General features: G+C 69.9%; 24 protein-coding genes. 18 read left to right on the top strand and 6 right to left on the bottom strand.

Translation table 11 applies throughout. From position 1 onward, the window contains the following. Positions 1-14: 14 nt before the first annotated feature. Complete coding sequence (locus tag G3576_RS12045; RefSeq protein WP_164694648.1) at positions 15-362, bottom strand: PepSY domain-containing protein; 348 nt, start codon at positions 360-362, stop codon at positions 15-17. A 127-nt stretch (positions 363-489) separates the two neighbouring features. On the opposite strand from G3576_RS12045, the gene G3576_RS12040 reads away from it, so the two are divergent. The 3 genes from G3576_RS12040 to G3576_RS32300 are packed head-to-tail and all read left to right on the top strand — an operon-like array spanning position 490 to position 2845. Continuing rightward, positions 490-843, top strand: a complete 354-nt coding sequence (locus G3576_RS12040) for a PepSY domain-containing protein (protein ID WP_164694647.1) — start codon at positions 490-492, stop codon at positions 841-843. Further along, on the top strand, positions 843-1502 hold the full coding sequence (locus tag G3576_RS12035) for a response regulator transcription factor (RefSeq protein WP_164694646.1): 660 nt from the start codon (positions 843-845) through the stop codon (positions 1500-1502). The genes G3576_RS12040 and G3576_RS12035 overlap by 1 nt, the downstream gene beginning before the upstream one ends. Continuing rightward, positions 1499-2845, top strand: a complete 1347-nt coding sequence (locus G3576_RS32300; protein ID WP_164694645.1) for a sensor histidine kinase — start codon at positions 1499-1501, stop codon at positions 2843-2845. Before G3576_RS12035 ends, G3576_RS32300 begins: the two co-directional genes overlap by 4 nt. On the opposite strand, the gene ilvD is transcribed toward G3576_RS32300, so the two are convergent. The 3 genes from ilvD to G3576_RS12015 all read right to left on the bottom strand — a co-directional run bounded on the left by ilvD (position 2823) and on the right by G3576_RS12015 (position 6321). Next, entirely contained in the window at positions 2823-4679 is a 1857-nt protein-coding gene (ilvD, locus tag G3576_RS12025; RefSeq protein ID WP_164694644.1) for a dihydroxy-acid dehydratase, read from the bottom strand. The genes G3576_RS32300 and ilvD overlap by 23 nt on opposite strands. 89 nt (positions 4680-4768) lie before the next feature. Further along, positions 4769-5464, bottom strand: coding sequence for a 2OG-Fe(II) oxygenase (locus tag G3576_RS12020; protein ID WP_164694643.1), 696 nt, complete (start codon positions 5462-5464; stop codon positions 4769-4771). A 47-nt stretch (positions 5465-5511) separates the two neighbouring features. Beyond that, complete coding sequence (locus G3576_RS12015; RefSeq protein ID WP_164694642.1) at positions 5512-6321, bottom strand: HpcH/HpaI aldolase family protein; 810 nt, start codon at positions 6319-6321, stop codon at positions 5512-5514. 96 nt (positions 6322-6417) lie between these two features. On the opposite strand from G3576_RS12015, the gene G3576_RS12010 reads away from it, so the two are divergent. The 4 genes from G3576_RS12010 to G3576_RS11995 all read left to right on the top strand — a co-directional run bounded on the left by G3576_RS12010 (position 6418) and on the right by G3576_RS11995 (position 9010). After that, the gene (locus tag G3576_RS12010) at positions 6418-6762 is read left to right on the top strand and encodes an ArsR/SmtB family transcription factor (protein ID WP_164694641.1); all 345 of its coding nucleotides are present in this window, start codon (positions 6418-6420) and stop codon (positions 6760-6762) included. Further along, positions 6759-7196: an SRPBCC family protein gene (locus G3576_RS12005; RefSeq protein WP_164694640.1), complete on the top strand. Its 438-nt coding sequence runs from the start codon at positions 6759-6761 to the stop codon at positions 7194-7196. The genes G3576_RS12010 and G3576_RS12005 overlap by 4 nt, the downstream gene beginning before the upstream one ends. 43 nt (positions 7197-7239) lie before the next feature. Next, positions 7240-7716, top strand: a complete 477-nt coding sequence (locus G3576_RS12000) for a DUF1579 domain-containing protein (RefSeq protein WP_164694639.1) — start codon at positions 7240-7242, stop codon at positions 7714-7716. 106 nt (positions 7717-7822) lie between these two features. Continuing rightward, complete coding sequence (locus G3576_RS11995; protein ID WP_164694638.1) at positions 7823-9010, top strand: hypothetical protein; 1188 nt, start codon at positions 7823-7825, stop codon at positions 9008-9010. A 102-nt stretch (positions 9011-9112) separates the two neighbouring features. Here G3576_RS11995 and G3576_RS11990 read toward each other — a convergent pair whose 3' ends face one another. Further along, entirely contained in the window at positions 9113-10105 is a 993-nt protein-coding gene (locus G3576_RS11990) for a PhnD/SsuA/transferrin family substrate-binding protein (RefSeq protein WP_164694637.1), read from the bottom strand. Positions 10106-10110: 5 nt separating this feature from the next. Further along, the gene (locus G3576_RS11985; protein ID WP_164694636.1) at positions 10111-11430 is read right to left on the bottom strand and encodes a Rieske 2Fe-2S domain-containing protein; all 1320 of its coding nucleotides are present in this window, start codon (positions 11428-11430) and stop codon (positions 10111-10113) included. A gap of 129 nt (positions 11431-11559) precedes the next feature. On the opposite strand from G3576_RS11985, the gene G3576_RS11980 reads away from it, so the two are divergent. The 11 genes from G3576_RS11980 to G3576_RS11930 all read left to right on the top strand — a co-directional run bounded on the left by G3576_RS11980 (position 11560) and on the right by G3576_RS11930 (position 22096). Next, positions 11560-12528 (top strand): PDR/VanB family oxidoreductase, encoded by a 969-nt coding sequence (locus G3576_RS11980; RefSeq protein ID WP_164694635.1) that lies wholly within the window; start codon positions 11560-11562, stop codon positions 12526-12528. Next, complete coding sequence (locus G3576_RS11975) at positions 12525-13706, top strand: Gfo/Idh/MocA family protein (RefSeq protein WP_164694634.1); 1182 nt, start codon at positions 12525-12527, stop codon at positions 13704-13706. The genes G3576_RS11980 and G3576_RS11975 overlap by 4 nt, the downstream gene beginning before the upstream one ends. A 9-nt stretch (positions 13707-13715) precedes the next feature. Next, positions 13716-13898 (top strand): hypothetical protein, encoded by a 183-nt coding sequence (locus G3576_RS11970; protein WP_164694633.1) that lies wholly within the window; start codon positions 13716-13718, stop codon positions 13896-13898. Positions 13899-14080: 182 nt separating this feature from the next. Next, positions 14081-14395, top strand: a complete 315-nt coding sequence (locus tag G3576_RS11965) for an STAS domain-containing protein (protein ID WP_164694632.1) — start codon at positions 14081-14083, stop codon at positions 14393-14395. Continuing rightward, positions 14392-14754 (top strand): response regulator, encoded by a 363-nt coding sequence (locus G3576_RS11960; protein ID WP_164694631.1) that lies wholly within the window; start codon positions 14392-14394, stop codon positions 14752-14754. The genes G3576_RS11965 and G3576_RS11960 overlap by 4 nt, the downstream gene beginning before the upstream one ends. Beyond that, positions 14751-16727 carry a chemotaxis protein CheA gene (locus G3576_RS11955; protein ID WP_164694630.1) on the top strand — a complete coding sequence of 659 codons (1977 nt, stop codon included), beginning with the start codon at positions 14751-14753 and terminating at the stop codon, positions 16725-16727. Before G3576_RS11960 ends, G3576_RS11955 begins: the two co-directional genes overlap by 4 nt. After that, the gene (locus G3576_RS11950; protein ID WP_164694629.1) at positions 16724-17176 is read left to right on the top strand and encodes a chemotaxis protein CheW; all 453 of its coding nucleotides are present in this window, start codon (positions 16724-16726) and stop codon (positions 17174-17176) included. The genes G3576_RS11955 and G3576_RS11950 overlap by 4 nt, the downstream gene beginning before the upstream one ends. 32 nt (positions 17177-17208) lie before the next feature. Beyond that, positions 17209-18897, top strand: coding sequence for a methyl-accepting chemotaxis protein (locus tag G3576_RS11945; RefSeq protein WP_164694628.1), 1689 nt, complete (start codon positions 17209-17211; stop codon positions 18895-18897). Positions 18898-18936: 39 nt separating this feature from the next. Next, entirely contained in the window at positions 18937-20754 is a 1818-nt protein-coding gene (locus tag G3576_RS11940; RefSeq protein WP_164694627.1) for a methyl-accepting chemotaxis protein, read from the top strand. Positions 20755-20769: 15 nt separating this feature from the next. Then, positions 20770-21252: a chemotaxis protein CheW gene (locus tag G3576_RS11935; RefSeq protein WP_164694626.1), complete on the top strand. Its 483-nt coding sequence runs from the start codon at positions 20770-20772 to the stop codon at positions 21250-21252. Between the two features lie 4 nt (positions 21253-21256). Then, on the top strand, positions 21257-22096 hold the full coding sequence (locus G3576_RS11930; protein WP_164694625.1) for a CheR family methyltransferase: 840 nt from the start codon (positions 21257-21259) through the stop codon (positions 22094-22096).

Raw genomic sequence — 22096 nt, 5'->3', positions numbered from 1 at the left:
GGGCGCGGTCAGTCTCAGCGGCGCTGCACGACGACGTTGCCGGAGGCCGCATCGACATAGAGCGTCGTGCGCTGGCCGGCCTCGTTGATCGCCTTCACCTCCCAGACGCCACGCTCCCACTCCACCTCGCGGATGGTGCGGAAGCCGGCGTTGCGGGCGGCGGTGATGGCGCCGGCGGCGTCCACCGTGGCGGCCGCCAGGGCACGGTTGTCCTCCGCCCGGCGCTGCTCGCGGTCCCGGTGCTCGCCGGCGCGGCGGTCGTCGCGGTCGCGGTGCTCGCCGGGCTGCGCGAAGGCGGCCATGGGGATGGCGGCGGCCAGGGCGAGGGCCAGGGGCGCGGCCAGGAGGCGGGTGCGGGTCATCGGTCTTCTCCTTGGTTGTGGCGTTGCGGCTGGGCTGCAACGCGGCGCACTCTGGCGGCCCCCACCTGAACCCGTGCTGAGCCCGCGGTTCAGGCGCCATTCAGCTTCGGGATGCCAGCCTGCCACCATGCGCCGCGCCCTCCTGATGCTGCCCCTGCTGCTGCTGGCGCCGGCCGCCAGCGCCGATGACCCCCGCGAGGAACGGCGCGGCGGGCGGCGTGACCGTGACGACCGCAGGGGCCATGAACGCGCCCGCGCCGCGCTGGCCGCCGGGGAGATCCGCCCGCTGGCCGATCTGCTGGCGGAGGTGGAGCGCCGCTGGGTCGGCCGCGTGATCGAGACCGAGCTGGAGCGCGACGACGATCGCTGGGTCTATGAGTTCAAGCTGCTGCCGCCCTCCGGCCGGGTCTTCGAGCTGAAGCTGGATGCCGCCACCGGCGCGCTGCTGCGCAGCCGCGGCCCGGTGCAGGAACGGCGCTGATGCGCCTGCTGGTCGTGGAGGATCACGCCACCCTGGCCGCGCAACTGCGCGCGGCGCTGGAGGAGGCGCATTTCGCCGTCGATGTCGCGGCGGATGGGGAGGAGGGGCATTTCCTCGGCGAGACCGAGCCCTATGACGCGGTGGTGCTCGACCTCGGCCTGCCGGTGCTGGATGGCATGACGGTGCTGCGCCGCTGGCGCACGGCGGGCCGCACCATGCCCGTGCTGATCCTCACGGCCCGCGATGGCTGGACGGAGAAGGTGGCCGGGCTGAACGCCGGCGCCGATGACTATCTGGCCAAGCCCTTCATGATGGCGGAACTGGTGGCACGGGTGCAGGCGCTGGTGCGCCGGGCCCATGGCCAGGCGCGGCCAGAGATCGCGCTGGGGCGCCTGCTGGTGGATACCGCCGCGGCAAGAGTGATGCTGGACGGCGCGGCGGTGCGGCTGACGGGCCTCGAATACCGGCTGCTCGCCTACCTTGCTCATCGCGCCGGCCAGGTCGTCTCCAAGACGGAACTCACGGAGCATCTCTACGCCCAGGATTTTGACCGGGACAGCAACACGCTGGAAGTCGTGGTCGGGCGGCTGCGGAAGAAGCTGGGCGAGGGGATGATCGAGACGCTGCGCGGCCAGGGCTACCGGCTGGCCGTGGCATGATGCGCTCCCTCACGCTGCGCCTCGCCTTGCTGGCGGGGCTCTGGGTGACGGCGGGGCTGGGGGCTGCCGCCTGGTTCGTCACGGACATCGCGGCGGCCCAGATCGAGGCCGCGCTGGAAGCCCGGCTCACGGGCCTGCTGGACAGCCTGGCAGCGGCGGCGGAGGTCGATGCCGCCGGTCGTGCGGCGGTGTCCGGCGCCCCCGCCGGGGCTGATTTCGAAGCACCCTTCTCCGGCGCCTATTGGCAGGTCACCGGCCCCGATGGCGTTGCGATGACGTCGCGCTCGCTCTGGGACCAGTCGCTGCCGGCCATGCCGGAGGGGCGAGAGGGCGTCAGCGTGCGGCGCGCGGCCGGACCGCGTGGGGAACCGCTGCTGATCGCGTCGCGCGACGTGGTGCTGCCGGAGGCCGCAAGCCCGCTGCATCTGGCCGTTGCCCTTTCCCGTGCTGCCACGCTCGCCGAACTCGGGCGGCTGCGGCAGGGGCTGGCCATCGGCTTCGTGTTGCTGGGCGTGGGGCTGGTGGCGGGGGTGGTGCTGCAGGTCGTGGTCGGCCTGGCGCCGCTGCGCCGCATCCGTCGCGCCCTGGCGGAGGTCCGGGCCGGGGAGCGGGAGGCGCTGGCCATGCCCGCGCCGGCCGAGATCGCGCCCTTGGTGACGGAGGTGGATGCGCTCATCCGGCAGAACCGGGAGACGGTGGCGATGGCGCGGACGCATCTCGGCAACCTCGCCCATGCACTGAAGACGCCGATCGCCGTGCTGCGCAATGCGCTGGAAGCCACGCCGCCCGCCCTGCCGGTGGCGCGGACGGAGGCCGCGGCGCTGGACCGCCTGGTGCAGCACCATCTGGCCCGCGCCCGCAGCGCCGCGCTCGCGGCCGGTGCGCCGGAAGTGGCGCCGATGGCGCTGGCGGAGGAGGTGGCGCGGGCGCTGCGTCGCCTCTTTCCCGCCATCGCCATCGCCGTGGAGGGGGATGCGAAGGCGCGGCTGCGCGCCGATGCGCAGGACCTGACGGAGATGCTCGGCAACCTGATGGAGAATGCCTGCCAATGGGCGGCGGGCGAGGTGCTGGTGACCGTCGAGCCCCGTGCCGAGGCCATCGGCATCGCGGTGGAGGATGACGGCCCCGGCCTGCCGGCGGGCGGTGCGGCGGAGGCGCTGGCCCGCGGCGCGCGGCTGGATGAGGCGAAGCCAGGCAGCGGCCTCGGCCTCGCCATCGTGCGGGACCTCGCCGCCCTGGCGGGCGGGTCCCTGGTGCTGGAGGCGGGCGCGAAGGGGGGTCTCCGCGCCCTGCTGCTGCTGCCCCGGCGGGGCGCGGCCGCTACTTCCGGCGAAGCCCGCTGAGGTCCCGCACCGCGCCACGCGACGCGCTGGTCGCCAGCGCCGCATAGGCCTTCAGCGCGGTGGAGACGGCGCGCTTGCGCGGCTCGGCCGGCTGCCAGGCCGCATCGCCCTTGGCTTCCATCGCCGCGCGGCGCTGCGCGATCACCTCATCCGGCACCGCCAGGTGGATGCGGCGGTTCGGGATGTCGATCTCGATGATGTCGCCTTCCTCCACCAGCCCGACCAGGCCGCCCTCGGCGGCTTCCGGGGAGAGGTGGCCGATCGACAGGCCGGAGGAGCCGCCGGAGAAGCGGCCATCCGTCACCAGCGCGCAGGCCTTCCCGAGGCCGACGGACTTCAGGTAGCTCGTGGGATACAGCATTTCCTGCATCCCCGGGCCGCCGCGCGGGCCTTCGTAGCGCACCAGCACGATGTCGCCGGCCTTCACCTTCTTGCCGAGGATGGCCTCCACCGAGGCGTCCTGGCTCTCGAAGACGCGGGCCGGGCCGGTAAATTTGAGGATGGACGCATCGACGCCGGCTGTCTTCACGATGCAGCCTTCCTCCGCGATGTTGCCGAACAGCACGGCCAGGCCGCCATCGGCGGAGAAGGCGTGGTCCTTCGACCGGATCACGCCCCTGGCGCGGTCGGTGTCCAGGCTCTCCCAGCGCTCCGCCTGGCTGAAGGCCACCTGCGTCGGCACGCCGCCCGGCGCGGCGCGGAAGAATTCCAGGACGCTGTCATCGACCTTGCCCGCGATGTCCCATTCCTGCAGCGCTTCCGCCAGGGTCGGGCTGTCCACGCGGCTGACGGAGGTGTCGAGCAGCCCGGCGCGGTCGAGCTCACCCAGGATGCCCATGATGCCGCCGGCGCGGTGCACGTCTTCCACATGCACATCGGCGACGCTGGGGGCCACCTTGCACAGCACGGGCACGCGGCGGGACAGGCGGTCGATATCGGCCATGGTGAAGTCCACCTGGCCCTCCTGCGCCGCGGCCAGCAGGTGCAGCACGGTGTTGGTGGAGCCGCCCATGGCGATGTCGAGCGTCATCGCATTCTCGAAGGCCGTGCGCGTGGCGATGGCGCGGGGCAGGACGGACATGTCCTCCGTCTCGTAGTGCCGGCGCGTGATCTCGACGATCCGGCGGCCGGCTTCCAGGAACAGGCGCTTGCGGTCGGCATGCGTCGCGACGACGGTGCCGTTGCCGGGCAGCGCCAGGCCCAGCGCCTCCGTCAGGCAGTTCATGGAATTGGCGGTGAACATGCCGGAGCAGCTGCCGCAGGTCGGGCAGGCGCTGCGCTCGATGACCTTCACCTCCTCATCCGTCACGGTCGGATCGGCGGCGACGATCATGGCGTCGATCAGGTCCACCGAGCGCTTCTGGCCGCGATGGATGACCTTGCCCGCCTCCATCGGCCCGCCGGAGACGAAGATGGCGGGGATGTTGAGGCGCATCGCCGCCATCAGCATGCCGGGCGTGATCTTGTCGCAGTTGGAGATGCAGACCATGGCGTCGGCGCAATGCGCGTTGACCATGTATTCGACGCTGTCGGCGATGAGTTCGCGCGACGGCAGGCTGTAGAGCATGCCGTCATGCCCCATGGCGATGCCGTCATCGACCGCGATGGTGTTGAACTCCTTCGCGACGCCGCCCGCCGCCTCGATCTCCCTGGCCACCATTTGCCCCAGATCCTTCAGGTGAACATGACCGGGGACGAATTGAGTAAAACTGTTGACGACGGCGATGATGGGCTTGCCGAAGTCACCATCCTTCATGCCGGTGGCGCGCCAGAGGCCCCGCGCGCCGGCCATGTTCCGGCCATGGGTGGTGGTGCGGCTGCGGTACTGGGGCATCGTGGACGGTCCTGTGCCGGGTTGGGAATGCCGGGTCGGGCCGGCCTGCCGGCACGATCTAGACCCTGGGCGGCGCCTCGGCCAGACCGTCAGGCCGCGTCGTGCAGGATGATGCCGAGCGTCCGGCGCAGGCCGGACCGCACGCGGCTGACGCCATGGCGCATGGCGACGCGGTAGGTCCCGCGCGTGCCCTGCACGGGCCGATGGTTGACCGCGAAGATCACCGCCTGGCCCTGGGCCAGCGGCACCACCTCCGCGCGGGACTGCATGCGCGGGCGCTGTTCCGTCAGCACGAACTCGCCGCCCTCGAAATCCCGGCCGGGGGCGGAGAGCAGGATCGTCGCCTGCAGGGGGAAGACGAAGGGGCCATAGAGGTCCTGGTGCAGGCAGTTGTAGTCGCCGGGGCCATAGGACAGCAGCAGGGGCGTCGGCTTCGCCTGGCCGGCGGCGTGGCAGCGCGCCAGGAAGGCGTCTAGCGTCGCCGGGAAGGGTTCACCGGCGCCGCCCAGCGCCTGGCGCCAGCGTTCCGCCACCGGGGTCAGGCCGGCATAGAGCGCGGTGCGCAGCGCGGGCAGCGGGTCCGGCAGGTGATAGGCGAAGTAGCGGTATTCGCCCCGCCCGAAGCCGTGCCGGGCCATCACCACGCGGCTGCGGAACGGGGTCGGGTCCTCATAGAGCGCAGCCAGGGCGGCGCACTCCGCGGCACCCAGCAGCGGCGGCGTCACGGCGCAGCCGGTGGCATCGAGATCCGCCGCGATGCGCGGCCAGTCGAAGGGCAGGTCCATGCCGCGCAGCCTGCCACGGCGTGGCCGGCCGCACCCTCCGCCCGTTGCTATGGCAGCCCGTCCCGTCCCGGATCGCCCGGCGCCACGGTCGCGCCGCGCCCGGCCTCGATGGCGCCGCGCAGCGCGTCCCGCAGCAGCATCACCTCATGCCCGATGCAGAGGCAGCGGAAGCCGGCGCCGCGCGCCGCCGCGGCCTGCGCGCCATCCGCCGCCAGCCAGCCGATCGGCTTGCCCTGGGCCGCCGCCGCATCCCGCAGCCGTGCCGCGGCGGCGCGATAGGCCGGCTCCTCGAAACGCCCCGGGATGCCAAGACTGTCGGAGAGGTCGAAATGGCCGAGCCACAGCATGTCGAGCCCCGGCACGGCGGCGATCGCCTCCGCGGCCTCAATCCCGGCGGCGCTCTCGACCAGGGCGATGGTCAGCACCGCCCGGTTGGCCGCCTCCATCTTCGCCGCCGCGGGGCCGGCCGCGTAGCCGTCATGCGCCAGCCCGAAGGCGAGGCCGCGCCGACCCTCCGGCCGGTAGCGGCAGGCATCGACCAGGGCGCGGGCCTGAAGCGCGCTCTCCACCAGCGGCATCATGATCCCCAGCGCCCCGGCATCCAGCAGCGGCGGCGCCAGGCCAGGATCGGGGCGCGGCAGGCGGACCATCGGCACGATGCCCGCGGCGCGGGCGAAGGCGCATTGGGCCTTCGCCCCCTCGATGCCGAGGCCGCTATGCTCCATGTCCAGGACCACGAATTCCGCGCCTGCCTGCGCCAGCACCGGTGCCAGGCCCGGGGTGAAGAACTCGAAGGCCATCAGGCCGAAGCAGGTCTCCCCGCGCAGCAGGCGCTGCCGGACCTCGTTCTGGATCATCGCCGCCCTTCCTCCCGTCCCGCCCGATCCTGCGCCCGGCCGGGCAAGCCGCGAAAGGGTTGACCGAGGCGCCCGGTGATCCCTAATGTTAACTTGATGGTTAAACAAAACCCTGCCGCCGAGCCTCGCCTGGACCGCGTCTTCGCCGCGCTCTCGGACCCGACCCGCCGCGCGCTTATCGCGCGGCTGGATGCGGAGGACGCCCTTTCGGTCTCCGCCCTGGCGCAGCCGCTGGCCATGTCCCTGCCCGCGGTGATGAAGCACCTGGATGTGCTGGAAGGCGCGGGCCTCATCGCCCGCAGCAAATCCGGCCGCACCGTCACCTGCCGCCTGACCGCGGCGCCGATGGAGGACGCCATGGGCTGGCTGATGCGCTACCAGCGCTTCTGGACCGAAAGCCTGGATCGCCTGGCCGCGGCGCTGGAGGCGGAGCAGCCATGAATGCCGTGACGCCGAGCCTGACGCTGGTGAAGCGCATCAAGGCCCCGCCCGCCACGGTCTTCGCCGCCTGGACGCGGCCGGAGATGATGGCCCGCTGGTTCGGCCCGCATCACACCCGCGTCGAGCAGGCGGAGATCGAGGCGCGGGAGGGTGGCCGCTTCCTGGTCCGGCTGGTGGAGGACAATGGCGAACGCCACGGCGTCGGCGGCACCTACACGGTGTTCGAGCCGGAGCGCCGCCTGGTCTTCACCTGGGCCTGGGTCTCCATGCCCGAACGCGAATCCCGCGTCACCGTCGAATTCCGCGCCGTGCCGGAAGGCACGGAGGTCACCCTGACCCATGACCGCTTCGCCGATGCCGATACCGCCACGCGCCACCGCCGCGGCTGGACGGAATCGCTGGAGCGGCTGGAGGCCCTCCATGCGGGTCTCTGACGTGCCTGCCGGCTGACCGAAACCGCCGAGGAAGGAACACGGCATGGATATCCCGCTTCCCACCCAGGATCATGAATGGCTGCTCCGCCTCGTCGGCGACTGGACCATGGAAAGCGCCTGCTCCATGGGGCCGGGCCAGCCCGAGCAGACCCTGCGCGGCACGGAAAAGGTCCGCGCCATTGGGCAGCTCTGGGTGCAGGGCGAAGGGCAGGCAGAGATGCCGGGCGGCGGCACCTGCACCAACATCATCACGCTCGGCTACGACATCGCCCGCGGCCGCTTCACCGGCAGCTTCATCTCCTCCGCCATGACCCTGATGTGGCTCTACGACGGCGTTCGGGAGGGCGAGGTGCTGACGCTGGACAGCGAGGGGCCGGACTTCACGGACCCGACGCGCCGGCTGAAATACCAGGACATCGTCGAATGGCTGCCCGATGGGCGCCGGGTGCTGGCTTCCCGCGTCCAGATGCCGGATGGCAACTGGGTCCCCATCATGCGCGCGGAATACCGGCGGGTGTAAGGCAAGCTCCGGATTGACAGCGGCGGGCCGGGCAATGCTTAGTCTTCGAAGTGTATGCCCGGCCGTCCCCCGCGCGGCCCAAGCCTGGTTCGGAGAGGAAGCCGCCATGTCCCGCCTGCCCAACCGCGTCGAGGACATCATCGCCGCCCCCACACGCCGCGGCCTGCCGCGCAAGGTGACGCATCCGCCGGCGGATATCGCCTCCTCCATCAAGGGCATGGACAATTTCTGCCGCGTCATGGCGATCCGGCCCGGCGACCATGTGGTGATGCTGATCGATCCGCTGCTCGATCCCCGTGTGGTGCAGGCGGTGCAGGGCCTGGCGCGCGGGCGCGGCGCCACCTTCATCGCCTATATGGGCGACAGCACGCGCTACGTGACCATCCCCGACGAGGCGAAGGCGCTGCTGGAACGCGCGACCTTCGTCGTCTCCACCTGGTTCGCCAGCGTCATCGATCCCTTCTGCATGGCGCTGCGCAAGAACAAGGGCCAGCGCTGGGTGAAGATCACCTTCTTCCGCGACCTCGATCTGCTGAACACGCCGCAGGCGCAGTTTCCGATCGACCTGCTGGGGGAGATCATCCGCGCGACCTCCCGCCTGTTTCCCGAACAGGGCGATTTCACGCTGCGCTTCACCGACCCGCGGGGCACCGATTTCCGCATCCCCTACACCGATGCGATGCTGCAGAAGCTGAAGCGCCACAATCGCTGGCGTGGGCACAACATTGCGGATGAGGATGGCTGCTACGTCCACTACCTGCCGACGCATGGGCCGAACCTGTTCGAGCCCGGGATGGTCGGCCTGAAGCCGGAGGACAAGGTCGGCATCTCCGGCACGATCTGGGCGCAATGGGCCGTCGGCTTCGACCATCCCTTCGCCAGCCCGGTCGGCGTCGAGTTCCGCGACGACGTCGTCTTCGCCGTGCATGGCGAGGGTTTCGAGGCCGATGTGCTGCGCGACTACCTGATCGGCGGCACGCTGGAGGAAGTGGGCTGCGGCCACAACCCGAAGGCGCCGCGCTTCGACATCTACCCCGCCGGCCCGAACAGCCCGGGCGCGCTGCATTTCGGCATCAATGCGCTGAAGCCCTCCGAGTATCTGCGGCGCGTCATGCCGAACTGGGAGGAGCCGCATATCCACATGGACCTCGTGACCTATGACAGCACGGTCACGGCGGGCAACAGCCCGATGATCGAGGATGGCTACCTGCTATCGCTGCGCGACCCGAAGGTGGTCGCGCTGGCGGAGCGCTATGGCGATCCCGTGGAACTGCTGGAGGGTTTTCCGGTCTGACCAACCGAAAGGCGGCCGCCATTGGCGGCCGAGGCCGCGAATGCGGCCCGCCGCCTATGCGGCGAAGCCAAGCCGGCGGAGCCGGCGCCCGGCGTCTAAGGGTCAGACTTTATGCGCTTCCAGCGTGCTGGCGTGGAACAACTCCTCCGCCGCCAGCACGCGGTTCGACAGGCCCTGCGCGTGGTGGTGGCGCAGGAAGTAGTCGAAGACGTGGCGGTTGGGCGCCAGGCCGTAGCTGAAGAAATCCTCGCCCATCAGCTGCCGGGCGCGGCGGAGGTTCTCCTCCACGAAGGGCAGCGTGACCTTGGTGGCGGAGGTGTCGGTCAGCCGTTCCAGCGCGATGTCCTTCGACTTCTGGAAGCCCTTCATGACAGCGGTCGGCAGCCAGGGATGCTTCTCGACGAGTGACTTCCGGATGCCGAGCACATGCATCACCGGGAAGATGCGCGTCTTGCGGAACCAGGCGGTGGCCTCGGCGGTCGGATCCTCGAAAAGCCAGCGGATGGCGGGGTCGCCGCGTTCGAAGCAGGAAGGCGCGCGCGGGCCCATCACGCCATCCAGCTCGCCATCGGCCAGCATGCCGGAGATGGTCTTGCCCTCCGGCGCGTTCTCGACGACGACGCCCTCCGGCAGCGTCACGCTGAGCTTCTCGATGCGCCCGGGGCTTTCGTAGCCGCCGCGCACCCAGGTGATGTCGCGCTGGTTGACGCCGTATTCCTCCTCCAGGATCGCGCGCGCCCAGACATTCGCGGTCAGCTGGTATTCCGGCATGCCGATGCGCTTGCCGCGCAGATCGGCGGGCGTGCGGATGCCGCGGTCGTTGCGGACGACGATGCAGGTGTGGCGGAAGGCGCGGGAGGGGAAGACGGGGATGGCGACATAGGGGCTGTCGCCGCGCGCCACGCGCAGGCTGTAGGAGGAGAGCGAGAGCTCGCAGATGTCGAAGGCCTCATGCCGCATGGCCCGGAAGAAGATCTCCTCGGGCTCCAGCAGCATGAATTGCGGATCGACGGCATCGATCCGCGCCTCGCCGCGCACCAGCGGCATCATGCGGTCATAGGGGCCGATGGCGACGGACAGGGAAAGGTTGCTCATCGCGTTTATTCTGCCGCCTGAGCCGGGGCCGCGCCAGGGAACAGGCTGCGCTCCAACTCCGTGGTGCCGAGCGTGCGCCAATCCGTTGTCTTCGGCACCACGCCCTCGAAGCTCGCAATGTCCCGCTTCGGCACCATCGGCTCCGTCCGGCCGAGCGCGGGCGCGCCTTCCGCGAAGGCCTTCGCGGCCTCGATCATCAGGCGGCGCCACTGCACGATCGCGACATCGCTGGCGCCGAGCCGTTCGGAGGTGCGGTCCGCGATCGCACCCATGCCTTCCCACATCGCCATGTCCTGCGCGGGGATGCCCTTGATGCCGGTGAAATTGCCGAGCTTCATCAGGTTGCGGTCCTGCAGGTAGTCATTCTCCCGCACCCGCAGCCGCGCCCAGCCCTTGGCGGGATCGACATCGACGCCCGGCGTCAGCGCCAGGAATCTCCGCCATTCCGCCATGGAGGGCACGTCCGGCCCCTCGCCCCAGGCGATGAAGTGGAACATGCAGCTGTGGTCGTCGATCGGGATCGTCACCTGCGCGACGTTGTAGCTGGCATTGGGCGGGATCAGGCAGATCAGCGGTGCCACGAAGGTGGTGATGCGGACATAATCCTGCGTCGCCGCGTTCTGGATCGGGCGGCGGATGGCGGCGTAGCGGAAGCCGTAGGAGGTGAGTTGCACCTGCAGCCGCGGCGCCTTGTCCGTGGAAGGGCGCGTCCAGAGCTTCGCATTGGCGCTGGCGCGGCCGACGCGGGCGGGCACCATGTCCGAGGAGTGCAGCGACGACGAATGGGCGCTGTCGATCTGCCCTTCCACCACCTGCGCCCAGTTGCAGTCCACCCGCGCCGTGCCGATGGAAACCCGCGTCTCCGGCGTCGGCGCGAAGGGCGGCGGTTCGAAGGCCGGCATCGTCGCGCGGTCGCCCATATAGGCCCAGACAAAGCCGCCCGCTTCCTCGGTCGGATAGGCCGGATGCTTGAACTTCGCCGCCGCGCAGGCCTCAGGCGGTTCGGAGGGCATCTCGACCACGTTGCCCTCGGCATCGACCTTCCAGCCGTGATAGAGGCAGCGCAGCCCGCCCTCCTCGTTCCGGCCATAGACGAGCGACGCCTTGCGGTGCGGGCAGAATTCGCCGACCAGGCCGACGCGGCCCTCCGCATCACGATAGGCGACCAGGTTCTCGCCCAGGATGCGCACGCGGATGGGCTTGCCCTCCGGCTCCTCCACCTCCTCGGACAGGCAGACGGGCAGCCAGTGCTGGCGCATCAGGCGCCCCATGGGGGCGTCGCCCTCGACGCGCGCGAGAAGCTGGTTCTCCTCATGGGTCAGCATGGCGCTTCCTCCATTCCTGCAGCCGAAAGATACTTAGCGTTCTAAGTGCCGCTGTCGCAAGGCGGGTGCCGGGGGATTGACCGGAAATCTTAGATTGCTAAGTAAATCCTGGCAGGGAGGGCCGCGCAGATGGATGAGACGGAGGAGTTTCGCCCCTTGCGGGTCCTGGCCGCGGCACCGATCGCGCAGGGCATCGTCCGCTTCGACCTGGCCGATCCCGATGGTGCGGCCCTGCCGGACTTCACCGCCGGCGCGCATCTGCGCGTCCGCGTCCCGAACGGGATGGAGCGGCGCTACTCGCTCTGCAGCGACCCGGCCGAGACGGGAAGCTACAGCATCGCCGTCAAGCGGGATGCCGGTGGGAAGGGCGGCTCCGTCGCGCTCTGCGATGGCGTGAAGCCGGGCGACCTGCTGCCCTGCACCCCGCCTCGCAATGATTTCCCGCTGCTCGGCAATCCGGTCTCCCGCCTCTTCATCGCGGGGGGCATCGGCATCACGCCGATCATGTCCATGATCCACCAGCTGCAGGCGGAAGGGCGGCCGCCCTGGAAGCTGGTCTACCTGACCCGCTCACCCGCCGACACGGCCTTCCGGGAGGAACTCTCCGCGCCGGCGCTGAAGGGCAAGGTCGTCATCCACCATGATGGCGGCGATCCCGACCGCGCCTTCGATCTCTGGCCGCTGCTCGACCAGCCCAAGGGCCGCCACGTCCATTGCTGCGGCCCGCGCGGGCTGATGCAGGCGGTGCGCGACATGACCGGCCATTGGCCCGCCTCCGCCGTGCATTTCGAGGATTTTGGCAGCGGCGGCGGCCAGAAGCGGCCTGACGACATGCCCTTCGCCGTAAGGCTGGCGAAGTCCGGCACGCGGATCGACATCCCCGCCGGCACGACGATCCTGGAGGCGCTGCGCGCCGCCGGCATCGCTGTCTCCCACTCCTGCGAAAGCGGCACCTGCGGGTCCTGCCGCACCAGGCTGCTGGCGGGGGACGTCGATCACCGCGACCTCGTGCTGATGGAGCATGAGAAGGCGTCGCAGCTGATGGTCTGCGTCTCCCGCGCCGCCCCCGGCACGGAAGAGCTGGTGCTGGACCTGTGACGCGCCGCCTGCGGCTCGGCGTCTGCGGGCTGAGCCGTGCCTTCACGCTGATGCTGCCGACGCTGGCCTGGCACCCGCGTGTCGAACTGGTCGCCTGCGCCGATCCTCGGCCGGAAGCCCGCACGCGCTTCCAGCAGGATTTCCCGGGCAGCCACGCTCATGCCGACATGGCGGGGCTTTGCGCCGACGACCGGGTGGAGGCGATCTACGTCGCGACACCCCACCAGTTCCATGCCGCCGACGTCATCGCCGCCAGCCGTGCCGGCAAGCACAGCTTGGTGGAGAAACCCATGGCGATCACGCTGGCCGACTGCGCCGCGATGATCGAAGCCGCGGACCGCGCTGGCGTGCAGCTCCTCATCGGCCACAGCCACGCCCAGGACGGGCCGGTGCGGCTGGCGCGGCGGCTCATCGCCTCGGGCGCGCATGGCCGCGCACGGATGATGACGGCGCTGGCCTATACGGACTTCCTCTACCGCCCCCGGCGGCCGGAGGAGCTGGACACGGCGCGCGGCGGCGGCGTGGTGTTCAGCCAGGGCGCGCATCAGCTGGACATCCTGCGGCTGCTCGGCGGCGGGCTGGTCCGTAGCATCCGCGCGCAATGCTTCGGTTGGGACAGCGCGCGCCCCACCGAGGGCGCCTACAACGCCTTCCTGCACTTCGAGGATGGCGCGACGGCGACGCTGACCTATAGCGGCCATGGCCGCTACGACAGCGACGAGTTGATGGGCTGGATCGGCGAACTCGGCCAGCGACGCGATCCCGAGGCCTACGGCGCCGCGCGCCGCGCGCTCGCGACCGTCACCGATGAGGAAGCGGCCAAGGCGCGCCGCGCCTATGGGCCGGAAACGCCGCCCCTCGCCCCACCGGCGCCGCCCGCCTTCCACAACCAGTTCGGCCTCGTGCTCGTGAGCTGCGAGGGCGCTGATCTTCGCCTGACGCCAGCGGGCGTCATGGTTCATGCCGATGACCGCCGTTGGCTGGAACCGGCGCCCCTGCCAGTGGTGCCGCGCGGTGAGGTGCTGGACGAATTCTGCGCCGCCGTGCTGGATGGCGCGGCACCCACCCATTCCGGCGCCTGGGGCATGGCGACGCTGGAAGCCTGCCTGGCCGTGATCGAATCCGCTCGCACCGGGCGGGAGGTGACGTTGCGGCACCAGGTTCCCGTCATCGACTGAGAGGATTGCATGGCGACGCTCCGTATCGAGGCCACGCGCGACGAGGCCACGGGCCTGTTCTTTCTCTCGGTCTTCCTGCCGGCGGAATCGACGGAACCCTTCGTCACGACGGCGCCGCGCTACATGAGCGCCGCGGCCGCCGAGCAGGACATGATCGCCACCATCGCCGCGACGGCAAGCCGGCCCCGGTAGGCGGCGCGCCATCGCGCGCGGTCTCCGCGGCAGCGGGACTTCATGACGGTCTGGGGGCGCCTGGAAGACGGCATCGCCGCCAGACAAGCATGTTGAAATAGCTGCATCTTTACCGTGTTCAGAGCTTACTAACCTCGCTGCTGCATATGCTTGTCCAGACCACTCCCGGACAGGCCCGCAGCATGTCGAACCTCGGCTCGCCCGACGCCGTGAAGCCCCTGAGGCTGACCGGCAGATTGACCATCGCCACCATCCAGGACTCCAAGTCGACGCTGCTGGACGCACTGAGGACCAGCCGCGCCGTCGAGCTTGACTGCCACGAAGGCACCGCTTTCGACATCAGCTTCGTCCAGCTTCTCGAATCCGCCGGCGTCCTCGCCCGGCGCGATGGCGTCGCGCTGTCCCTCCGTCAGCCCGTGCCGGCCCCACTCGCCGCGCTTCTGGCGGAAGGCGGCTTCCGGGATTGGACCATTCCCCTCGCGCGGAGCGCCGCATGAAGACCGTCCTGACCGTCGATGATTCCGCCAGTGTGCGGCAGATGGTCCGCCTCACGCTTTCCGGTGCGGGATACCAGGTGAAGGAAGCCGGGGACGGGGCGGAAGGCCTCCGCCAGGCCCAGGCCAATCCGGTCAACATGGTGGTGACCGATCTCAACATGCCTGTCATGGACGGCATGACCTTCATCCGCGAATTGCGGAAGCTGCCGGCCTACAAGGGCGTGCCGATCATCTTCCTCACCACCGAATCGGATGCGGCGAAGAAGGTGGAGGCGAAGCAGGCCGGCGCGACGGGCTGGATCACCAAGCCCTTCGAACAGTCGCAGCTGCTCGCCATCGTCAAGAAGGTGCTGGGATGAGCGGCAGCGGCGACCCGTCCGATATCTTCCGGCAGGAAGCCTCCGAGCTTCTGGAGCAGCTGGAGCAGTCGCTGCTCGATCTCGGCCACCGTCCCGATGACCGCAGCCTGGTCGATACGGCGTTCCGCGCGCTGCATACCATCAAGGGCTCCGGCGCCATGTTCGGCTTCGTCGCCGTGGCCGCCTTCGTCCATGATTTCGAAACCGCCTTCGACCGCGTGCGCGGCGGCCTTGCGCCCTGCACGCCGGCGCTGGTCACCGCGGCGCTGCAGGCGCGGGACCATATCCGCGCCCTGATCGAATCGCCGCAGGATGCGCTGCCGGCGCGCGGGGAGGAGTTGCTGGCGGCGCTGCGCCAGGCCGTGGATGGGGCGGCGCCGGCAGCAGTCGCAGCTGCCGCGGACGCGGAGGCCGAGTGGCATATCCGCTTCCGCCTGGGCGGCGAGGCGCTGGTGAACGGAACCAACCCGCTGCTGATGCTGGATGAAATCCGCGGGCTCGGCCCGCTGGACGTCACGGCGCTGACGGATGCCGTGCCGCCGCTGGACGAGATCGATCCGGAAAGCTGCTACCTCGGCTGGGACGTCCGCCTTCGCAGCGGCTGCGATCGCGCGAAGATCGACGAGGTCTTCATCTTCGTCTCCGACGACGCGAAGATCGAGATCACGCGCGTCGATGCCGAGGCACCTGCGCCCGCGGCTGTCACGACCGCTGCCGAGCAGCCTGCGCCCAGCCTGGCCCCCGTACCGGTCGCCGCTGCCGACCGTCCGCGCGGGGAGGCCGAGATCGCGCGCGTCGGCGGCAGCCTGCGCGTGCAGGCGGAGCGGCTCGACGCCCTCATGGATCGCGTCGGTGAACTCGTCATCGCCCATGCGCGGCTGAGCCAGCTGGCCTCAGGCGGCGAGGCCGGGCTTACCACCGTGGCGGAGGAGATCGGGCGTCTCGTCGCCGAGCTGCGCGACACCACGATGAGCATCCGCATGCTGCCGATCGGGTCGCTGTTCACCCGCTTCCGCCGCCTGCTACACGACCTCTCCCGCGATCTCGGCAAGCCGGTGGAACTGGTGACGAGCGGCGAGGAGACGGAGCTCGACAAGACGATGATCGAGCGCCTGGCCGATCCGCTGGTCCACCTGATCCGTAACGCCGTTGATCATGGGCTGGAAGCGCCGGAGGGCCGCATTGCCGCCGGCAAGCCGGGTGCCGGCAGCATCCGCCTGTCTGCTCGTCACGCTGGCGCCGAAGTGCTGGTCACCGTCAGCGACGACGGCCGCGGCCTGGACGCGGAGCGCATCCGCGCCAGCGCGATCGAGAAGGGCCTGATCTCCGCCGATGCGCGGCTGGCGGATCACGAGATCCATCAGCTGCTGTTCCAGCCTGGCTTCTCCACGGCGAAGGAGATCTCCGCCATCTCCGGCCGCGGCGTCGGCATGGATGTCGTGAAGCGCACTGTCGAGCAGCTGCGCGGCTCCATCGAGATCGCGACGCGGCCGGGACGCGGCACCGATGTCACGCTCCGCCTGCCGCTGACGCTCGCGATCATCGAGGGTCTGCTCGTCCGCGTGGGGGAGGGCTGCTACGCGATCCCGCTCTCGGCCGTGGAGGAATGCGTCGAGCTGCCGGCGCAGGAGGATGGCCGGTCCAACGGCTACAGCCTGCTGCAGATCCGCGGCGCGCTGGTTCCCTTCCTGCGGCTGCGGGAGATGATGCGCTGCGCGACGCCGCCCGATCCGCACCAGAAGGTCGTCATCATCGCCGCCGGCGATCAACGGGTCGGGCTGGTGGTGGACCAGATCCTGGGCAGCCACCAGACCGTCATCAAATCCCTCTCCCGCCTGCATGCGGATGTGAAGACCTTCTCCGGCGCCACCATCCTCGGCGATGGCAGCGTGGCGCTGATCCTCGACGTCGCGCATCTGCTGGAGATCGGTGAGGAGGAAGGGCGACGCACGCGCATGAGGCAGGCGGCATGAACCAGGACCTTCTCCCCGACGGCGCCATCGATGTGCTGACCCTCGGCATCGGTGGCGAGGTCTTCGCCATCGAGGCCGGCATGGTGCGTGAGATCCTGGACCTGGTGCCGATCACGGAGGTGCCGGGCGCGCGATCCTTCGTCGGTGGCGTCGTCAATGTGCGCGGCCGGATCGTGCCGCTGGCGGATCTCCGCGTGCAGTTCGGCATGCCGGTCACGGCATCGACGGCGGATACGCGGATCATCGTGCTGGAGCTTGACCTGGAGGGTGAGCCGACGCCGGTCGGCATCCTGGCCGACCGGGTCTTCGAGGTGACGCAGATCGTGCCTTCGTCGCTGGAGAAGGCGCCGCGCATCGGCATCCGGTGGCGGCCCGAATTCATCCGCGGCATCGGCATGCGGGGCGATGACCTGCTGATCCTGCCGAACCTCGCGCAGATCCTCCACTGACGCTTCCCGCAACCCGACAGGACGGACGTTTCATGCGAATAACCGTCAAGACGAAGCTGTTCGCGTCCTTCGGCTGCATCATGCTGCTGCTTGCCGGCATGGTGGGATTCAGCATGACGGGTCTTGGCGCTGTCAGCCAGACCTACGAGACCGTGCTGGATGATGCGGTCGTCCTGATCCAGGGGGCGCAGACGGCGCAGACGGATGCCGCGCTTCTCGTGCGCGCGGAGAAGAACGTGATCATCGCGCCGACGCGGCCGCTGGCCGAACAGTTCATGGCGGAGATGGAGCAGCGGCGCCAGGCGCTGGTGACGCAGATCGATGGCGCCGCCGCGCGGGCGTCGGAGGCGAGCCGGCCGCGCTGGGTGGAGGTCAGGACAGCGCTGCTGCAATACGGGCAGGTCCAGGATCAGATCCGGGACCTCGTCCGGGCCGGCGAGAATGCCCGGGCCGCGGAGATATCCACCACCATCGCGCGTCGGCACGTCACGGAGATCATGGATCGCCTGCAGCAGCTCATCCTCGCCAACATGGACATCCTGCGCGCCGAACGCGTGGAGGCGCGGAATGATGCGGCGGAGACGCATACGGCGCTCGGCATCGCGGCGGCGGTCGCGCTGCTGGTTGCCATCGGTGCCTCGACCTGGATTGCGCTGTCCGTTGCCGCCGGCCTGCGCCGGGCCGTGACCTTCGCCGATGCGATCGCGTCCGGCGACCTGTCGCAGCAGGTCGAGCAGCGCAGCAATGACGAGATCAAGGACCTCGTCAACGCCATGGAGCGCATGAACGCGGCACTGCGCAGGGTGGTGACGGAGGCCTCCGTCGCCGCGCAGAACGTCTCCTCCGGCAGCCAGCAGCTGGCTTCCTCCGCGGAGCAACTGGCGCAGGGCGCGACGGAGCAGGCGTCCTCGACCGAGGAGGCCTCCGCCTCGATGGAGGAAATGGCCGCGAACATCAAGCAGAGCGCGGAGAATGCCAGCCAGACGGAGAAGATCGCGCGCCAGGCGGCGGAGGATGCGGAGCGCAGCGGCACGGCGGTGAGCCAGGCGGTAACGGCGATGCAAAGCATCGCGGAGAAGATCAACATCGTGCAGGAGATTGCGCGGCAGACCGACCTGCTGGCGCTGAACGCGGCGGTGGAGGCCGCACGCGCCGGCGAGCATGGCAAGGGCTTCGCGGTGGTGGCGAGCGAGGTTCGCAAGCTGGCCGAGCGCAGCCAGGCCGCGGCGGCGGAGATCAGCACGCTGTCCTCCAACACCGTGAAGACGGCGCAGGAAGCGGGATCGATGCTCCAGCGCCTGGTGCCGGACATCAAGCGGACGGCGGAGCTGATCGACGAGATCAATGCGGCCTGCCGGGAACAGGACCTCGGCGCCGGCCAGATCAACCAGGCGATCCAGCAACTGGACAAGGTGACGCAGCAGAACGCGAGCGCGTCGGAGGAAGTCTCCGCGACGTCGGAGGAACTGTCCACGCAGGCGGAGGTGCTGCAATCCACCATCGCCTATTTCCGCCTGGGCGAGGCGGAGGCGCCGCGCGTTGCACCAGCCGCGGCGCCACAGCCCGTCGCCTTCGCCCGCCCGCAGGCCAGGCCGGCGATGCGCCGCGAACCCGCCCCGAAGGCACGGCCCATCAAGACCCACGGCAAGGTCAACGGGACCGGCTTCGCGCTGAACATGACCGGTACCGACAACCTCGACGCCGAATTCCAGCGGCACTGAGCCCCCGACAGCAGCAAGACCCATCAGGAACAGACGACCATGCGCATCACGGTAAAGGCGAAGCTGTTCGCCGCCTTCGGCTTCATCCTCCTCCTCATGGCCGGGATGGTCGGGCTCGGCTACAGCGGCATGAGTTCGCTCACCAACAACTATGAGGGCGTGCTGGATGGTGCTGCGGCGCGGGTGCAGCGCTCCCAGGTCGCGCAGACCGATCTGGCGCTGCTGGTCCGGGCTGAGAAGAACATGATCCTGTCGACCGACCGGGCCGCCGTCGACCGCTTCGGGGGCGAGATGGACCAGCGCCGCCAGGCGCTGATGCAGTCGCTGGATGACGCCATCGCACGCGCCTCCGAACAGGGGCGTCCGCGCTGGGTCGCGACGCGGGAGGCGCTGTCGCAGTACATCCAGGTGCAGGATCGCATGCGGGAACTCGCCCGGGCCGGTGACCAGGCGGCTGCCGTGACGCTGTCCACCACTGCCGCGCGCCAGTTCGTGACGGAAGCGATGGATCGCCTCGGCGACGTCATCCGCATCAACCAGGGAATCATGCGGGATGCGCGTGCCGCAGCCGCTGAGGAAGCGGCCCAGTCGAAGGTCCTGCTGCTGTCCATCGCCGGCATCGCGCTGGTCATCGCCTCCGGCGCGGCGGTCTGGATCGCCCTGTCGCTCAGCCGTGGCCTCGGCCAGGCCGTGCACGTCGCCAATGCCGTCGCGGTCGGCGACCTCAGCCAGACGGCGCGCGTCACGACCAATGACGAGGTCAAGGACCTGATCGATGCGATGGGCCGCATGACGGAGGGCCTGCGCAGCACGGCGAAGGTGGCGGAGGAGATCGCGGCCGGCAACCTCGCGGTCGCCGCGAAGCCGCTGTCGGACAAGGATGTCATGGGCCTGGCGCTGGAAGGCATGCTGAACAAGCTGCGCGCCGTGGTGAGCGAGGCGACCACCGCCGCGCAGAACGTCGCCTCCGGCAGCCAGGAGCTTTCCTCCTCTGCCGAACAGCTGGCGCAGGGCGCGACGGAGCAGGCCTCCTCGGCCGAGGAGGCCTCGGCCTCGATGGAGGAGATGGCCGCGAACATCAAGCAGAGCGCGGAGAATGCCAGCCAGACGGAGAAGATCGCCCGCCAGTCGGCCGAGGATGCGCAGCGCAGCGGCGCGGCGGTCAGCCAGGCGGTGACGGCGATGCAGAGCATCGCGGAGAAGATCAACATCGTGCAGGAGATCGCCCGGCAGACCGACCTGCTGGCGTTGAACGCGGCGGTGGAGGCGGCGCGCGCCGGCGAGCACGGCAAGGGCTTCGCGGTGGTGGCGAGCGAGGTGCGCAAGCTCGCCGAGCGCAGCCAGGCCGCGGCGGCGGAGATCAGCACGCTGTCCTCCAACACCGTGAAGACGGCGCAGGAAGCCGGCGACATGCTCCAGCGCCTGGTGCCGGACATCAAGCGGACGGCGGAGCTGGTGGAGGAAATCAGCGCGGCCTGCCGCGAACAGGACCTCGGCGCCGGCCAGATCAACCAGGCGATCCAGCAGCTGGACAAGGTGACGCAGCAGAACGCGAGCGCGTCGGAAGAAGTCTCCGCGACGTCGGAGGAACTGTCCACGCAGGCGGAAGTGCTGCAATCCACCATCGCCTATTTCCGCCTGGGCGAGGCGGAAGGGCCGCGCGTGGCGCCGGTGGCGGAAAGCCGCGCCGTCTCCTTCGCCCGTCCGCAGGCCAAGCCGGCCGTGCGTCGCGACCAGCCGATCAAGGCCAAGCCGGCCAGGCCGAACGGCGCCGCGCATGGCAAGGCCAATGGCAACGGCTTCGCCATCAACATGAACGGGGCGGACAGCCTCGACGCCGAATACCAGCGGCACTGAGGCGGGGAGGCGGCGATGGCGGAGCACGACCAGTTTGTCACCCTCGGTGCGGCGGATGAGGTCTTCGCCATCCCCGTCTGCCAGGTGCAGGAAATCCTCGACCTGCGCCCGATCGCGCGACTGCCGCACACGCCCTCCAGCTTCCTGGGCCTGACGGATGTGCGCGGCCACAGCGTGCCCGTGGTCGACCTGCGCTCCCTGCTCGGCCTGATGCCCACGGAGCCGAGCCTGGGGACGCGGATCCTGGTGCTGGAACTGGACCTGGCCGGCCGGCGGCTGCGCATCGGGTTGCTGGTGGACCGGGTGTTCGAGGTGACGGGCCTGGACGCGGCGCAGGCGGAACCCGCGCCGGATATCGGCCGGCGCTGGCAGTCCGACTGCATCCGCGGCATCGGCCGCCGGGCGGGCGGCTTCGTCGTCATCCTCGACATGCCGCGGCTGATGGGCGCCGATGAGGGTGCCGCGATGCTGCTGGACGATACGGCACTGGCCGCCTGACTTCATGACCGACACGCTCAGTGACCGGCGGTTCCGGCAGGTGGCCGGGCTGATCGAACGCGACACCGGCATCCGGCTGCCGCCGGTGAAGCGGACGATGGTGGAAGGGCGCCTGCGCAAGCGGGCGCGCAGCCTCGGCATGATGGATGTCGATGCCTATTGCGTCGCCCTCTTCGACGAAGGCCTGCTGGAGACGGAGTACCAGCACGTCATCGACATGGTGACGACGAACAAGACGGACTTCTTTCGCGAAGCCGAGCATTTCGACTTCCTGGCGCGGGAGGCCGTGCCGCAACTGCTGGCGGAACGCGGGCGCTCGGCGCGGCCGCTGAAACTCTGGTCTGCCGCCGCCTCGACGGGGGCGGAGGCCTATACCATCGCCATGGTGCTGGCGGAGATGGCGCGTGCCGGCCAGCTCGCCCCGGGATTCCGGATCCTCGGTACCGACATCTCGAGCCAGGTGCTCGATGTCGCCCGGCGCGCCGTCTATCCGCTGGAGATGCTGGCGCCGGTGCCGAAGGCGCTGCAGCAGCGCTACGTCATGCGCCACCGCGATCCGCAGCGACGGGATGCGCGGATCGTGCCGGAACTGCGCGCAGCGTGCAGCTTCCAGCTGCTGAACCTGATGGATGAAGGCTACAGCGTCGATTCGGACATCGACGTGGTCTTCTGCCGCAATGTCCTGATCTATTTCGATCGGCCGACGCAGGAAGCCGTGCTCCGGCGCCTCTGCGCGCATCTGCGGCCGGGTGGCTTCCTCATCGTCGGCCATTCCGAGACGGCGGCCGGCGCCACGCTGCGCGGCATGCGGGGCGTGATGTCCACGATCTGGCAGAAAGGGTAG

Origin of the sequence: Falsiroseomonas algicola, from assembly GCF_011040385.1 — a bacterium.
In the GTDB taxonomy this organism is placed as follows: Bacteria; Pseudomonadota; Alphaproteobacteria; order Acetobacterales; family Acetobacteraceae; genus Falsiroseomonas; species Falsiroseomonas algicola.
This window is presented reverse-complemented; position numbering and strand designations above follow the sequence as displayed.